The 14,824-nt window shown below is 63.7% G+C and carries 13 protein-coding genes; 3 read left to right on the top strand and 10 right to left on the bottom strand.

Features of this window, described 5'->3' with window-relative positions; genetic code table 11:
• Positions 1-158: 158 nt before the first annotated feature.
• The 8 genes from IVB19_RS08810 to IVB19_RS08775 all read right to left on the bottom strand — a co-directional run bounded on the left by IVB19_RS08810 (position 159) and on the right by IVB19_RS08775 (position 9,597).
• Positions 159-782: a flavin reductase family protein gene (locus tag IVB19_RS08810; protein WP_026232855.1), complete on the bottom strand. Its 624-nt coding sequence runs from the start codon at positions 780-782 to the stop codon at positions 159-161.
• Between the two features lie 178 nt (positions 783-960).
• Complete coding sequence (locus IVB19_RS08805; protein ID WP_018454995.1) at positions 961-1,560, bottom strand: TetR/AcrR family transcriptional regulator; 600 nt, start codon at positions 1,558-1,560, stop codon at positions 961-963.
• 34 nt (positions 1,561-1,594) lie between these two features.
• The gene (locus IVB19_RS08800) at positions 1,595-4,732 is read right to left on the bottom strand and encodes an efflux RND transporter permease subunit (protein WP_018454996.1); all 3,138 of its coding nucleotides are present in this window, start codon (positions 4,730-4,732) and stop codon (positions 1,595-1,597) included.
• 179 nt (positions 4,733-4,911) lie between these two features.
• On the bottom strand, positions 4,912-6,018 hold the full coding sequence (locus IVB19_RS08795; RefSeq protein ID WP_085361298.1) for an efflux RND transporter periplasmic adaptor subunit: 1,107 nt from the start codon (positions 6,016-6,018) through the stop codon (positions 4,912-4,914).
• Between the two features lie 216 nt (positions 6,019-6,234).
• On the bottom strand, positions 6,235-7,566 hold the full coding sequence (locus IVB19_RS08790; protein WP_018454998.1) for an MFS transporter: 1,332 nt from the start codon (positions 7,564-7,566) through the stop codon (positions 6,235-6,237).
• Positions 7,567-7,711: 145 nt separating this feature from the next.
• Entirely contained in the window at positions 7,712-8,875 is a 1,164-nt protein-coding gene (locus tag IVB19_RS08785) for a winged helix-turn-helix domain-containing protein (protein ID WP_018454999.1), read from the bottom strand.
• Positions 8,876-8,983: 108 nt separating this feature from the next.
• The gene (locus IVB19_RS08780; RefSeq protein WP_007595197.1) at positions 8,984-9,232 is read right to left on the bottom strand and encodes a hypothetical protein; all 249 of its coding nucleotides are present in this window, start codon (positions 9,230-9,232) and stop codon (positions 8,984-8,986) included.
• Between the two features lie 119 nt (positions 9,233-9,351).
• Entirely contained in the window at positions 9,352-9,597 is a 246-nt protein-coding gene (locus IVB19_RS08775; protein ID WP_018455000.1) for a hypothetical protein, read from the bottom strand.
• A gap of 513 nt (positions 9,598-10,110) precedes the next feature.
• On the opposite strand from IVB19_RS08775, the gene IVB19_RS08770 reads away from it, so the two are divergent.
• On the top strand, positions 10,111-10,752 hold the full coding sequence (locus tag IVB19_RS08770) for an OmpA family protein (protein WP_018455001.1): 642 nt from the start codon (positions 10,111-10,113) through the stop codon (positions 10,750-10,752).
• A 57-nt stretch (positions 10,753-10,809) separates the two neighbouring features.
• Here IVB19_RS08770 and IVB19_RS08765 read toward each other — a convergent pair whose 3' ends face one another.
• Positions 10,810-12,240, bottom strand: a complete 1,431-nt coding sequence (locus tag IVB19_RS08765) for a phospholipid carrier-dependent glycosyltransferase (RefSeq protein WP_085352672.1) — start codon at positions 12,238-12,240, stop codon at positions 10,810-10,812.
• A 51-nt stretch (positions 12,241-12,291) separates the two neighbouring features.
• Between IVB19_RS08765 and IVB19_RS08760 the strand changes: the two genes are divergently transcribed.
• The gene (locus IVB19_RS08760; protein WP_346283651.1) at positions 12,292-12,993 is read left to right on the top strand and encodes a FecR family protein; all 702 of its coding nucleotides are present in this window, start codon (positions 12,292-12,294) and stop codon (positions 12,991-12,993) included.
• 2 nt (positions 12,994-12,995) lie between these two features.
• Entirely contained in the window at positions 12,996-14,165 is a 1,170-nt protein-coding gene (locus tag IVB19_RS08755) for a hypothetical protein (protein ID WP_247821326.1), read from the top strand.
• 155 nt (positions 14,166-14,320) lie between these two features.
• Here IVB19_RS08755 and IVB19_RS08750 read toward each other — a convergent pair whose 3' ends face one another.
• Entirely contained in the window at positions 14,321-14,809 is a 489-nt protein-coding gene (locus IVB19_RS08750) for a VOC family protein (protein WP_018455005.1), read from the bottom strand.
• Positions 14,810-14,824: the final 15 nt, after the last annotated feature.

The raw sequence follows: 14,824 nt of genomic DNA, 5'->3' as shown, positions 1-14,824 counted from the left end.
GCGCGGTGATCGGGCATTTTAGCGGAAAGTGGCCGGCGGCGGTGAAGACTTCGCCTGCGGAAAGACGCGAATTGACGCGGCCGGGCAGCCGCCCAGGGGCCATAACGGCCGAGGCGTGGTGGCAGTTCCGGGAGGGGATAGCTTCGCGGTCGGCCGGTCTAATCCGGCCGCACCATCTCGAACATGTTTTCCGGCTTGATTTCGAAATAATCCCCGCTGCGGCCGGCGCGTACGATCGGGCGGGCGGCGGCGGTCTGGTAGACGCCGTCCTTGATCATGGCCTTGTCGATGTGGACGGCAACGACCTCGCCGAGCGTCAGCCAGGCATTGGCTTCCTTGCCGTCGGCGCCCTTGAGGCGGACGATATCGGACACCTTGCATTCGAAGGCGACGGGACTCTCGCCGACGCGCGGCACGTTGACGAGCCTGCCGGGCACGGCGGTGAGGCCCGCAACTTTGAACTCGTCGACCTCAGGGCCAACATGCGCCGCAGTCGCGTTCATGTGCCTGGCCAGGTCCATGGTGGCGAGGTTCCAGACGAACTCGCCGGTCTGCTGGATGTTTTCGACCGTGTCCTTCCAGTTGGTGGAGGAGAAGCCGATGATCGGGGGGACGTAGCAGAAAGCGTTGAAGAAGCTGTAGGGCGCGAGGTTGACGTGGCCGTTGGTGTCGCGCGACGAAATCCAGCCGATCGGCCGCGGCGCGACGATGGCGTTGAAGGGATCGTGCTTGAGGCCGTGGCCCTTGGCGGGCTCGTAGAAGTGCAGGTCTTTGTCGGTCACGCGCTGTTTCCTTCTCGTCATTGCGAGCGCAGCGAAGCAATCCAAAATCCCTCCGCAGAGACAGTCTGGATTGCTTCGCAAAGCTCGCAATGACGGAGTTTGTTGATCCGTCCTTGCCCGCCATCAGCCGTCATTCCGTGGCGGTCGGCCTGCTTATAGGAGGAAATCCGCCGCCGCGTCAGTGGCGCGGCGACAATCCCGCGATGACGAAATCGATCATCTGGTCGATGGTCGGGCCCGGCTTGGTAGCGCACTGGGCGATCATCTGGGGGTGGAAAAAGCGCATCATCGCGGTGCAGGCGCACAGCGCAGCCAGTTGCAGGTCCGGCGCCTCGAACTCGCCGGAAGCCACGCCTTGCGTGATCATCTGGCCGATGACCCCGGCAATGCACTCCATGTGGTTGACGCAGACGTCCCAGTCCTCCTGCATCGCGATCTCGACCATCTCGTGCAGCTTATTGTCGCCGACATAGCGCTCGGTGTTCATGCGATTGATGGTGGTGAGCAGCTCACGGAATCGCGGCAGTACCGGACCGGGCCTGGCCACGATCCGCTGCGCTTCCAGCTCGACCTCGCCCATTAGCGAACGGGCCACCGCCTGATGGATCGCCTTCTTCGATTCGAAGAAGCGATAGACGTTGGCGGGGCTCATCTTGAGCTCCTTGGCGATGTCGCCGACCGTGGTCTTGAGATAGCCGATCTGGCGGAACAGCCTCTCGGCCACCTCGAGAATGCGTTCCCGGGTGTCGCCTTCGATATGTTCCGAAACCAGTGTCATCTGTCAGACTCGTCAATCAGCAGTTCATCTTCACTTATTCAGCCGCCTCAGCAAGCGGAATTGCGTTCTGGTCATCGCTCCCATGCTGCGGCGCGGCAGGCTGCTCGGGCGTGCCCGCCTCATCCAGGCTCTTGCGGAACCAGAGGGCGTAGAGGCCCGGCAGGTACAGCAGCGTCAGGAAGGTCGCGACGAACAAGCCACCCATGATGGTGATCGCCATCGGCCCCCAGAATGCCGAGCGCGACAGCGGGATCATGGCGAGGATGGCGGCAAGCGCCGTCAGCACCACCGGACGGGCGCGGCGGACGGTGGCCTCCACGATCGCCTCGCGGCGGGTCAGGCCGTGCGAGACGTCGGTCTCGATCTGATCCACCAGGATCACGGCGTTACGCATGATCATGCCGGCGAGCGCGATCAGGCCGAGCAGCGCCACGAAGCCGAACGGGGCGTTGGCGATGTTGAGCCCGAACGAGGCGCCGACGATGCCGAGCGGCGCAGTCAGAAACACCAGGATCAGGCGCGAGAAGCTCTGCAGCTGGAACATCAGCAGCGTCAGCATCACCATGACCATCAGCGGGAAGAGAATGAAGATCGAGGCGTTGCCCTTGGCGGATTCCTCGAACGCGCCGCCCGCCTCGATGCGGTAGGCCGGCTCCAGGTTGTCCTTGATTGCCTTCAGCTTCGGCGCGATCTGGCCGGTGACGTCGGGCGCCTGCACGCCGTCGACGACGTCGGAGCGCACGGTGATCGCCATGTCGCGGTTACGCCGCCACATGATCGGTTCCTCGTGCGCATACTCGATCTTGGCGATCTGCTGCAGCGGCACGGCCACGCCGTTGCGCGAGGTGATGGTGAGATCGCCGACGGCGCCGAGGTCGAGCCGCTCGGACGAGACGGCGCGCGCGACCACGCCGACCTTTTCGATGCCGTCGCGCACGGTCGTCACCTGCGAGCCCGAGATCAGCATCGACAGCGCCTGCGACACGTCCTGCGGGGTCAGGCCCATGGCGCGTGCGCGATCCTGGTCGACGACGAGCTTGAGGTAAGGCGACTGCTCGTTCCAATCGAGCTGGACGTCCTTGACGCTCTTGTTCTGCCGCATGACGTCGCGGACTTGGTAGGCGATCTCGCGCACCTTGTTGGCGTCGGGTCCGATGACGCGAAACTGCACGGGAAAACCAACCGGGGGACCGAAATTGAAGCGGTCGACGCGCACGCGGGCCTCGTTGAGCGCGCCGTCGGCAACGGCGTGTTCAAGCTTGGCCTTGATGCGCTCGCGCGCCTCGACCCCCTTTGCGACGATGACGATTTCGGCAAAAGCCTCGTTCGGAAGCTGCGGATTGAGGCCGAGCCAGAAGCGCGGCGAGCCCTGTCCGACATAGGCCGTGTAGGTCTCGATGTCCTTGTCGTCCTTGAGCATGGTCTCGGCCTTCTTCACCGCCTTTTCGGTGACGTTGAAGGCGGTGCCCTCGGGCAGGCGAAGCTGGAGGAACAGCTCGGGACGCTCGGACAGCGGGAAGAACTGCTGCTGGACGTGGCCGAAACCGACGATCGAGGCGATGAAGACGCCGACGGTCGCGACCACCACGGTGATGCGGTGGTCGACGCACCACTGCACGATGGCGCGCAGGCCCCGATACATGCGGGTCTCGTAGACCGCGTGCGGATCGTGATTGTGGTGCACCTTGATGTTGGGCAGCAGCATGACGCCGATATAGGGCGTGAAGATCACCGCCACGAACCAGGACGCGACCAGCGCGATCGCCACGATCCAGAAGATGCTGCCGGCATATTCGCCGACCGCGGAATTGGCAAAGCCGATGGGGAGGAAGCCAGCGGCCGTGACCAGCGTTCCCGTGAGCATCGGAAACGCAGTGGATTCCCAGGCAAAGGACGCCGCACGCATGCGGTCCCAGCCCTGCTCCATCTTCACCACCATCATCTCGACGGCGATGATGGCGTCATCCACCAGCAGGCCGAGCGCGATGATCAGCGCACCGAGCGTGATGCGGTGCAGGTCGAGCGACATCGTGTTCATGACGACGAAGACGATGCCGAGCACCAGGGGCACCGACAATGCGACCACGATGCCGGTGCGCCAGCCAAGCGCCAGGAACGACACGAACAGCACGATGACGAGGGCTTCCATGAAAGAGTGTACGAACTCGCCGACCGCGTGCTCGACCACCTTGGGCTGGTCGGCGATCAGTTTGACGTCGACGCCCTGCGGCACCGCCTTCATGAATTCAGCCGTCGCCTTCTCGACCTCCTTGCCGAGATCGAGGATGTTGGCGCCCTTGGCGGTGACGACGCCGATGCCGATCGCGGCCTTGCCTTCCTGGCGCACGACGAAACTCGGCGGGTCGACATAGCCATGGGTGACGGTGGCGATGTCGCCGAGGCGGAACACGCGACCGTTGCTCTCGACCGGGGTTTCGGCGACGGCCTTGGCGCCGTCGAGCGCACCGGTGACGCGCAGCGGCACGCGCTGCGACGAGGTCTCGACCGTGCCGGCCGGCGTCACGTTGTTCTGCTTGGCGAGCGAATCGAACAGCGCCTGCGGCGTGATGCCGAGCGTGGCGAGCTTGGCATGGCTGAACTCGACGAAGATGCGCTCATCCTGGTTGCCGTAAACGTCGACCTTGGTCACGCCCGGCACCTTCAGAAGGCGCTGACGGAAACCTTCCGAGACCTTCTTGAGCTGGGCGTAGTCGGCGCCGTCGCCCGTCATCATGTAGAGGATGGAATCGACGTCGGAGAACTCGTCGTTGACGACGGGCCCGAGAATCCCTGCGGGCAGCTGGCCCTGCACGTCGACCAGCTTCTTGCGCAGCAGATAAAAGAGATACGGCACGTCCTTCGGCGGCGTAGAATCGCGGAAGGTCACCTGGAGCGCAGTGAATCCGGGCTTGGAATAGGTCTGCACCTTCTCGAAGTAGGGCAGCTCCTGGATCTTCTTCTCGATGGGATCGGCGACCTGCGCCTGCATTTCCTGCGCTGTCGCGCCCGGCCACAGCACGGAGACGTTGACCACCTTCACCGTGAAGAACGGATCCTCGGCGCGACCGAGCTTCTGATAGGAGAAGAATCCGGCGACGCCGAGTATGAGCATCAGGAACAGGATCAGCGTCGGATGGCTGACGGCCCAGGCCGAAAGATTGAAGCGCTTCATCGCACTCTCCAAAGATGATCCGGTTGCAAAAAACCACAGCCACTCTGTTGAACGCGTCGTCGCGAGGCAGCGAAGCAATCCAGGGGGCTGGGCAGGTTCTGGATCGCTTCGCCGCTTCAGCCCCAGCATTTGCGCTTGGGCCGAAACTCACCTCACACGACGTAACTCGTAAAAGAGACTTAAAAGGACAGTGACGACACGACCCGTACCTTCTGGCCGGGATCGAGCTTCTGAACGCCGAGGGCGACGATCTTGGCGCCCTCTTCGACACCACCGGTGATGACGACGTCGTTGCTCTCGTAGGACTTCACCACGACCGGCTTCAGCGTGACCGCGCCGTTGTCGTCGACGACGTAGAAGGACGGCTTGCCGCCTTCGTTGAACAGCGCCGACAGCGGCAGCCGCGCGACGCGTTCGGTGGCGGCGTCCGACAGCGTCAGCGTCGCGGTCATGCCGAGCGAGACCTTGTCGTCGGCCTCGGGCAGCGAAAACTTGGCAAGATAGGTGCGCGTGGCGGGATCCGCGGTGGGCGCGATCTCGCGCAGCTTGGCCGTGTACTTTTTGCCCGGCTCCGACCAAAGAGTGACGCTGGCGGCGCCCGATTTGGCACGTCCGACCAGCGTCTCAGGGATCGCGACGACCGCTTCCTTTTCGGCAAAGCGGGCGACACGGATCGAGGTCTGGCCTGCGGCAACCACCTGGCCAGGCTCGATCAGCGTTGCGGTGACGACGCCACGGGCGTCGGCGTTGAGCGTCGCGTAGGAAAGGGAATTGTTGGTCAGTTCGACCGAGCGCTCGGCCCGGTTCAGGCGGGCGCGGGCCTCGTCGGCAGCGGCGCGGCTCGAATCCAGCTGCGCGTCGGTGGTCCAGCCCTTGGCCTTCAAATCCTTGGCGCGCTGCTCGGCCGCGGCGGCCTGGGCCAGCACGCCGGTCGCAGCGGTCTGTTCGGCGACGGCTTGCTCGGCCTGGAGCTTCAGATCGACCTCATCGAGGACCGCGAGCGGCTGACCGATCTCGACGGTCTGGCCAACTTCGACCAGACGCTTGGCGACCTTGCCCGCGACCCGAAAGCCCAGATCGCTCTCGATCCGCGGCCTGATCGTGCCGACGAAGCTGCGCTCGGGCTTTTCGGCATCGTAGTGGGCGGTGGCGACCAGGACCGGCCGCGGCGGGTCGGCCTTTTCAGCGACGGTGTCATTGCACCCAGCGAGGGCGGCAGCCATCAGCGCCAGCGAAACACCGGCCAAAAGCCTCGAATAGCTGGACAAAACGGATCGGACGAACATCGGAGGACACTCCCTCGGCTGCAATGAGAGGAATGTCGACTAATCACTGATGAAAGTCAATAATCGTCAGTCATCAGGAAAGCGTGATCGTTAAGAGGTGGTAACCTCCCCGCTGCCCTTGGCGGAAAGCCCGGACTGTTGGAAGAGAGCGTCGCGCCGCGGCCCAGAGGGACCGCACGGAATGGGCCTGGCTTTCGCCAGGGCGACATTTCGAGGCTACCGCCCCTGTTCGGCGAACTCGTGCTTGCTGTCGTGGCCACCGATGAAGACCAGGATGCCGGCGATCAGCGGCAGCACCGCGAGCACGAGCAGTCCGGTCGAGGTCTGCCCGGTGGCTTCCTTGACCCAGCCGATCAGATACGGTCCGCCGAACCCGGCGAGATTGCCGATCGAGTTGATCAGAGCGATGGCGCCGGCCGCCGCCGTGCCGGAGAGCCAGGCCGTCGGCAGGGTCCAGAACACGCCGAAGCAGCAGAACACGCCGATCGCGGCAACCGTCAGCACGATCATCGTCAGGGTGGGGTCGGTGAGATAGCTGGAGACGCCGAGAGCGACGGCGGTGAGCAGCAACGGCGCGCCGACATGCATCACGCGCTCGCGCGTGGCATCGGAATGCCGCGCCCACAGGATCATTGCGATGGTGCCGAACAGATACGGAATCGCGGTGACGAAGCCGGTCTGGGCGTTGGTGAGGCCGAACGCCTTGACGATCTGCGGCAGCCAGAACTGCATGCCATAGAGCGCGCCGACGAAGCCGAAATAGACGAGGCTCAGCATGATCACCTTAGGTGAGGTCAGCGCCTCGCCGAGCGACATATGCTTCACCGCCTGCTTGGCCGCGATCTCGGCATCGAGCTTGGTCTTGAGCCAGGCCTTCTGCTCGGCCGAGAGCCAATCCGCCTTCTCTGGCCTGTCGGTGAGATAGAACCAGGTGACGATGCCGAGCAGCACGGAGGGAATGCCCTCAATGATGAACAGCCACTGCCAGCCCTTCAGGCCCATGGCCCCGTCGAGGCCGAGCAGCAGGCCAGAGACCGGCGCGCCGATCACGGTGGAGACCGGAACGGCGATGGCGAAGGCCGCGAGGAAGCGGGCGCGATATTCGGCCGGATACCAATAAGTGAGATAGAGGATGATGCCGGGGAAGAAGCCGGCTTCGGCGACGCCGAGCAGGAAGCGCAGCACGTAGAAGCTCGTGACCCCGCTCGTGAGCGCCATCAGCGCCGAGATGATGCCCCAGGTCACCATGATGCGGGCGATCCAGCGGCTGGCGCCGAACTTCTCCAGCGCCAGATTGCTCGGCACCTCGAAGATGAAATAGCCGATGAAGAAGATGCCGGCGCCCCAGGAGAAGATCAGCGGCGTGAATTTCAGCTCGGCATTCATGGTCAGCGCGGCGAAGCCGAGATTGACGCGGTCGAGATAGGAGAAGAAATAGGCCAGCACCAGGAACGGGATCAGACGCCAGGAGATGGCGCGGATCGTCGAGGTCTCGATTTCCGACTTGGCTGCGCCGGTCGAACCGGCATAGGTCGTGGTCTGGCTCATGGCTTCCCCCGGGTTGTTGCTTTTATGGGCTGATCCGGGGTTTTGAGCATCGCCGCGAAAGAGTCAATGGAGCAAGCAATGCAAGGGGCGCAGCCGGCCACCACGTTGCGCTACGACAGAGCTCGGTGATCCCCGCCGCGCACAACTACTCTGCCAATTGAAACTTCGCAAAGCGATCGAGCTCCTCCTCGATCTTCCGTTTGAGCTCCTTGCGCCCCGCGGTCTTCTTCCCCTCGCCGACCCAGGTCCATTTCTGCATCAGCAGCTTCTTCGCCTGCCGGTCGGTCTTCAGATCGAGCGCGGCGACGATCTCGTCGCCGACCAGCACGGGCAGCGCGAAATAGCCGAGCTTGCGTTTGGCCTTCGGCACATAGGCCTCGAACAAATGGTTGTAACCGAAAATGAGATTGGTGCGCTTGCGCTGGATGATCAGCGGATCGAACGGCGACAGGATATGGACCAGATCCGGCGGCGCGCACTCGCCCGGCTCGAGCGCAGCCGGCACTGCCCAGTGCTCCTGCTTGCCGGCACCGTCGATGGCGACAGGCACGAGCTCGCCACGGCGGACGCGCGAGCCGATCAGGGCAGCCACCGCCGGCTTGCGCGGCGCGTTGAGATGGCAGACCGAATCGAGGCTCACGACACCTTGCGATCGCAGCGCGCGATCGAGCAGATAGACCGTGATGTCCTTTGCCGACGCCGGCTTCGGCAGCTTGTCCCAGCCGAAATGGCGCGTCATCAGCTCATAAGTCTTGAGCATGCCCTGGCGCTCGCTGACGGTCACGGCACCCATGTAGAAGGCGAGCTGCAATGCCCGCTTCGAGGGTTTTCGGCTTTGCCAGAGATGCTCCTTCTCGGTGAGCACGTCGTCCTCGATGTCGCGGATCGTCAGCGGGCCGGCGCGCACCAGCCGCATCACCTTGCGCATGTCGGCAGGTTTCACCGAGGCGAACCATTTGTGCCCCTCGCGGCGGTGCTCGCACATCGCCGGCAGGAAGAAGCGGAAGTCGCCGGCCGGCACGTAAGACAGCGCATGCGTCCAATATTCAAAGACGCTCTTGTCGACGCTCTGGGCATGGCGCAGGTCGGCGCGCCGGTAGGACGGAATCCGGCTGAACAGGATGTGATGATGGCAGCGCTCGATCACGTTGATGGTGTCGATCTGCACATAGCCGAGATGGGCGACCGCGTCGGAGACGGCTTGCGCGCCGTCACCGAACGGCGCGCGCTCGTCCAGCCGCTGGGCATGAAGCCAGATTTGCCGGGCCTGTGTCGTGGTGAGTGGAATCGGTTTGGGCGCGCGGGACATTGCGGAATGCAGTGTAGCGGGATTCGCATCCAGCCAAGAAGCCGATCCAGGAGCGGACAAGGAAAAACCGCGCCGCCATCTGCTGACAGCGCGGTCGGAAGGCGCTTGCTACTTCATCGACATGGCCTTCTGCGCCTTCATGTAATGCATGCAGGCGCTTTTCATCTTGCCGTTGCTCATGTCGGTGTTGGCCATGGCCATTTCCTTGTTCATGGCCGTCTTGGCCGGCGTATCCGCCGTGCCGCCCATCATGGCGGCGGACTTCATCATATTGTCGCTGGTGCACGCCATCATCGCGGCAGATGCAGGGGAAACGGCGAACGCGACCAAAGCTGCAGCTGTGAGCAAGATTTTCATCGAAAAGTCTCCTCCGCAAAACGAAACCGGCGTCATGTCGGCCTTCGCAATACGTATTCTCCCGCGAAGACGTTTCGTGGAGAAGACAATTTCTTGCTGCGGTGCGAAGACGGCAGGACTCAGCGGCCGGCTTTCGGGGCTTTGGACCGGTCGCCGACGCTGCCTGTTGCGACATCGGGTTCGCACGAGGCCTTGCCGCGCTCCTCCGCCTGGCAGCGATAGACGTTGCCGGTGAGACGATCGACCAGCCACATGTTCTCGTCGGTCGGCGCTTGAAGCCCGACATAGCGGGAGGTCAGCCCCGTGATTAGTGTCGACAGCAAGATCGCCACCGCGATCATCGCCGCCCCGATATAGATGGGCATGGAGCTCAGGGACACGGTCCGATCCGGCGGGCCATTGCGATAAAACTGGTAATCACTTGGCCTCGGCACTGGGTGGAACTCAGCTCCCTTCGTTTGCGCTTGTTGGAGGCTGTGCCCTGCTAGGCGTCCATCTGGCCGAAAAATTGTTCACAGACAGGCCAACACGCGACGGCTTTGCGACAATCGGTGAGCATGGGTTTCCTTGAGTGAACCGGCCCCCGCCGCCCGAGCGGCACCTCGGCGCGGCGGTCCTCAGTGATGCGGATCACGACAGGACTGCGACGGCTCGAACCATCGCCGGAGAGGTGTGCGACCACTTCTCTTCCCGCGCTGGCGCCCCTCCTCGGAGCGGACCGCGGGTCGGCTCTCTATGAACCGAAACCGCTTGAAATACGCTGCCGTGGTCCAGGACGGCCCCGTTTCCACCGTGACCAAGATCACACCAGGGCTTTTGAACCTGCCCTATGCTCGCAGCATCAAATAGCCATCAGGCGTCACAACGAGGATACGACAATGACCCGTTTCAATAACTCTTTTGCACTCAAGGCGGTGACCCTCTCGGCAATTCTGTCGATGACAGCCGGCTTGGCTATGGCCGGCGACGGCAATGTCTCTACCAACCAGATCCTGGATGCACTGAAGCCGAAGCCCGTGACCCGGGGTCTGTCCGCAGGTCCGCAGGTTGATCCGGCGGTCCAGGCCAAGGAATCGACGTTCCTGAACACCGTGCGCAACCGCTCGACGCGGTCGCTGTCGACGGGCGAGCGCGAGCAGATTGCCGAGCTCGCCGCGACCAAGCCGAAGATCGATCTGGAGATCCAGTTCGACTACAACTCGGCCGACATCGCCAAGACGTCGGTGCCGTCGGTACAGGCGCTCGGCAAGGCGCTGTCCGATCCCTCGTTGAAGGGCTCGACCTTCGTGGTCGCCGGCCACACCGATGCGGTCGGCACCGAGGCCTACAATCAGGGGCTCTCCGAGCGGCGGGCCGACACCATCAAGAAATACCTGGTGCTGAACTACGGTCTCACCGGCACCGATCTCGTCACCGTCGGCTACGGCAAGACCAAGCTGAAGGACGCCGCCAACGGCGCCGACCCGATCAACCGCCGCGTCCAGGTCGTGAACATGGACACCAAGACCGCGTCGAAGTGATTCCGAAATTGTCGCCCATCAAGACGCCGCCTGCCGTTCTCCCGGCGGGCGGCGATTTCATATCCAGCTTTGGAAGAGCATCAGCCGATTGAAGGTCTGCATCGATGTGCCGACGAAGGCCGCCGAGATCGGCAGCATGGCGGCAAAGCCGATCGCGACGACCCCGACATAGGCCCACAACAGCCAGCCCGGTAGACCGTCCCGCCGCAGCACGTAGACCAGCGCGAGCGACGCCACGGTCGCAGCCGGCAGATAGTAATAGATGAAGGCGAGCGTACGCGGCAGCAACGCCCAGGCGAGCCAGGACCCGAAATAGAAGACCGCGATCAGGAACGCATCCCGGCGACGCGCGACGACGAAATCGCGCAGCACGACGGCGAGCGCGAGCAGCGTCGGCCACAGCACCAGGGGGTTACCGAGAAAGACGATCGCGGAGACATTGTCGTCCACGGTCTTGTCGAACAGGAACCACACCGGGCGCGCGAGCAGCGGCCATGACGGCCAGGCGCTCATATAAGTGTGGCCGGCGATGGCAGTGGTGGTGTTGTCCGCGAAGATCCGGCGCTGCGCCTCGACCAGATCCGGCAGCGACACGCCGTAGAGTGGGACGAAGGCCGCAAGATATGTCATCGCGGGCAGGACAGTGAAGCAGAGCACGACGTGATGTAATCTGAAGTCGGGCCAGAGATCAGGCCGGTACCAATCCCCCGGCTTCGCGTCGGCAAACAGGGTGTGCCAGCCCTGCATCAGGCGGATCACCGCGACGATGACGATGCAGATTCCGAGCGGAAACAGGCCGCTCCATTTGCAGGCGGCCGCACAGCCGAACAGGCTGCCGGCAGCCGCGAATAATGCATGGGGACGATCCTTTCGAAAGCCATGCATGAAGGCGGCAATCGCGAGCAGGCCGAAGCCGAGTGCAAAAATGTCGAGCATCGCGACGCGCGCCTGCACGTACAGCATCTGGTTGCAGGCGGCGATCAGCGCGGCGGCGATCGCAGGCCCTTGCGCGGCGAACAGCGCGAGGCCGCACAGATAGATCGCGACGATCGCGAGCGCGCCGAACAATGTCGCGGGATAGCGCCAGCCCAGCGCGCTGTCGCCAAAGGCCGCGATCGATAGCGCGATCAGCTCTTTCGCCAAAGGTGGATGCATCGGATTGAGCATCGATTGCGACACCGCTGGTGCCAGCATCTGCCGCGCCGCCGGCACGTAGTGCACTTCGTCGAAGACGAACTTCTCCGGCGTCGTCAGGCCAATCAGCAGGGCAAGATGCGCGACCAGGAAAATCGCGACAGCAATCACTGCGCTCCGCGACACCTTCGGAACCGCAGGCAAGTCAAGTCGCGTTTGTGGGGATGTCTTGCGTGGCAATTTTGCGTCACCGCGGAGAATAATAGAGATCGCGGTTTTCATTGAACGCATTCTGCCGCAACTGTCACTAAGCATAACGCAGGTCTCGCGCTGCTTGTGATAATTCCGCCACATCGCAAGCGCGCGTGATCCGGTACGATCAGGGACACATCGATCGGTTGCGAAATGAATTTGCGTTTCTGGCTTTTCTCCACGCTGTTGTCGACCCTCTTGTGCGCGGCCCCTTGCGCCCAAGCCCAGACGCGCGTCGGTGAAGCCGTCTTGATCCAGAATGAAGTCGTTCTTGTGGCCTCGACCACGACGCCGATCAGCGTCGGCGACAGCATGCTGCGGGACGAGACCGTGCGCACCGGCGCCGGCAGCGCGGCTCGCTTCGTGATGGCCGACAGCACCAATCTGTCGCTCGGTCCGAGCGCCACGCTCAAGCTCGACCGCACCGTCTTCAACGACGAGCACAGCTATCGCGACGTCGCGATCCGCATGACGACCGGCGCATTCCGTTTCGTCACGGGACATTCCGAGAAGACCGCCTACAAGATCACGACCCCGCTCGCGACCATCGGCGTGCGCGGTACCACTCTCGATATCCTGTCCCAGCGCGGCCGCTCGGTCGTCGTGCTGCAGGACGGTGCCGCCAGCGTCTGCACGACGAGCCAGCAATGCGTGCAGCTCACCCAGCCCGGCGACACCGCAATCATCACCTCGACCGGCGGCAAGATCTCCATCAGTAAGACCAATACGCCGCCCTGGACCTTTGCCGCGACCTGCGCCGCGAGCGCGGGACTGTGCGCGGTCAGCCAATATGCGGAGGCCTCGCCGACCGTCACGCCCGCCATCCATGACGACGGCATGCTGTGCGGACGCTGAAGATGGCGAATCTCACCAGCCTCAGGCGCTTCATCCTGGCGAGCGTGCTGACCGCCGTGGCTGCGTTTGCGTTTGTCGCGTTCCATGCCCGTCCGGCGGCAGCCGCCGCGATTTGCGAGTCCGAGTGCGGAGGGTCGACGCCCACCCCGGCGCCGAGCTATTCCCCCTCGCCCACGCCGACCTACAGCCCCTCGTCCTCGCCCAGCCCCACCCCGTCATCGTCGCCGAGCCCTTATCCGTCATCCTCGCCGAGCCCGACGCCGACACCGACACCAACCGGCGCGGATTCAAGCGGCAGCTCGATCGGCGGCCTTGCCAATCAGCGCTTCAACCAGATGATCACCAACCGGGTGCTTGGCACGGTGCTGCTCGGGGTCAACGAGCAGATCAATTGCAGCAACTGCGTCAGCGCGTTCGGCTCCGCAGGCTCGTTCTCGGCCGGAATCCACGGCCGCAAGGAGCTGACCAACAATCTGTCGCTGCTCGCCGGCATCGCCTACACGCAGTACAGCGAGGGCGGCTACAACATCACAAGCGCTCCCATCGCCGCGTTCGCGCTGCGCTATGATTTCACCGACTGGGGCTCGTCGCGCCCGTTCTTCGACGTCGGCACGATCCTGACGCCGTGGGAGAAGGCGCGCTACACCCGCAGCTACAACACCAGCCTCGGCCCGGTGAACGTCACGAGTTCGACCAACGCCGCGAACTACGCCGTTTATGGCCGCGCCGGCTGGATGAGCCGCGTGTCGCCCCGCGACGAGGTCGCCGCCTCGATCGAGGTCTGGCAGCTCTGGCAGCGTGTCTCGGGCTATACCGACAGCGCAGTGGCGTTCAATCCGTTCGACGCCAGCATCGCGACCGGCACCGACCGCACCAGCCTGGTCAAGATCGGCGGCCAGTGGACGCATCTCTACGGCAGCAGTATCGAGGCCAACATCAATGGTGGCTGGGTGCAGTCATTCGCCAGCCATAGCGGCATCGTCGCCACCGTGACCGGTGACGGCATGGTGGTGCCGACCATGGGTAACCAGGGCTGGTTCGAATATGGCGGCCGGCTCGGCTTCCGCGTGCAGAAGGGCTGGATCGTCGACCTGTTCGCCAACGGCACGCTCGGCCCGCAGCCGGTGGGTAACACCATCCATGGCGGCGTGGGGCTGCGGATCAATTATTAGCGGCAGGCCTTCGCTCATATTCCGCTGTCATGCCCCGGCTCGACCGGGGCATCCAGTACGCCGCGGCCTATCGATTGACCAACGACCGTCTCGGCGTACTGGATGGCCCGGTCAAGCCGGGCGATGACAGTGAGGATGTGGCAAGGGGACGCCCTTCACGCCGCCGACTTGCCATCGAACGCCCGCCGCAGCGCCTCCACGTCCAGTTTCACCATCTTCATCATGGCCTGCATCGCGCGTGCGGCAGCCGCCTTGTCGGGGCTGGAGAGGAATTCGAACATCACCTTCGGCACCACCTGCCAGGCCACGCCCCAGCGATCCCTGAGCCAGCCGCACTGCTCTTCCTTGCCGCCATGGGCCAGGAACGCATTCCAGACGCTGTCGACCTGGGCCTGATCGTCGCAATGGATCATCAGCGAGATCGCGTGGGTGTATTCCATTTTCATGCCGCCGTTGAGCGCGACCAAAGGCTGTCCCGCCACCGAGAATTCGACGACGAGCACGGAGCCTTCCTTGCCGGACGGGCCATCTGAAACGTTGCGCTGAACATGCGTGATCGCCGAATTCGGCACGAGCGAGACGTAGAACTTCGCGGCTTCCTCGGCATCGCCGTTGAACCACATGCAGGGAACGACCTTGGACATCTTGAATGCTCCTCT

The organism is Bradyrhizobium sp. 187 (assembly GCF_023101005.1).
GTDB lineage: Bacteria > Pseudomonadota > Alphaproteobacteria > Rhizobiales > Xanthobacteraceae > Bradyrhizobium > Bradyrhizobium canariense_D.
The sequence above is the reverse complement of the archived record's forward strand: the minus strand, read 5'-3'. Positions and strand labels throughout refer to the sequence as shown.

Bases quoted from the DNA above. Each gene is read 5' to 3' on its own strand.
- IVB19_RS08805 (WP_018454995.1), bottom strand. From the start codon at position 1,560: ATGACACTGGTTTCGGAACATATCGAAGGCGACACCCGGGAACGCATT.
- IVB19_RS08800 (WP_018454996.1), bottom strand. From the start codon at position 4,732: ATGAAGCGCTTCAATCTTTCGGCCTGGGCCGTCAGCCATCCGACGCTG.
- IVB19_RS08795 (WP_085361298.1), bottom strand. From the start codon at position 6,018: ATGTTCGTCCGATCCGTTTTGTCCAGCTATTCGAGGCTTTTGGCCGGT.
- IVB19_RS08790 (WP_018454998.1), bottom strand. From the start codon at position 7,566: ATGAGCCAGACCACGACCTATGCCGGTTCGACCGGCGCAGCCAAGTCG.
- IVB19_RS08785 (WP_018454999.1), bottom strand. From the start codon at position 8,875: ATGTCCCGCGCGCCCAAACCGATTCCACTCACCACGACACAGGCCCGG.
- IVB19_RS08780 (WP_007595197.1), bottom strand. From the start codon at position 9,232: ATGAAAATCTTGCTCACAGCTGCAGCTTTGGTCGCGTTCGCCGTTTCC.
- IVB19_RS08775 (WP_018455000.1), bottom strand. From the start codon at position 9,597: ATGCCCATCTATATCGGGGCGGCGATGATCGCGGTGGCGATCTTGCTG.
- IVB19_RS08770 (WP_018455001.1), top strand. From the start codon at position 10,111: ATGACCCGTTTCAATAACTCTTTTGCACTCAAGGCGGTGACCCTCTCG.
- IVB19_RS08765 (WP_085352672.1), bottom strand. From the start codon at position 12,240: ATGTGGCGGAATTATCACAAGCAGCGCGAGACCTGCGTTATGCTTAGT.
- IVB19_RS08760 (WP_346283651.1), top strand. From the start codon at position 12,292: ATGAATTTGCGTTTCTGGCTTTTCTCCACGCTGTTGTCGACCCTCTTG.
- IVB19_RS08755 (WP_247821326.1), top strand. From the start codon at position 12,996: ATGGCGAATCTCACCAGCCTCAGGCGCTTCATCCTGGCGAGCGTGCTG.
- IVB19_RS08750 (WP_018455005.1), bottom strand. From the start codon at position 14,809: ATGTCCAAGGTCGTTCCCTGCATGTGGTTCAACGGCGATGCCGAGGAA.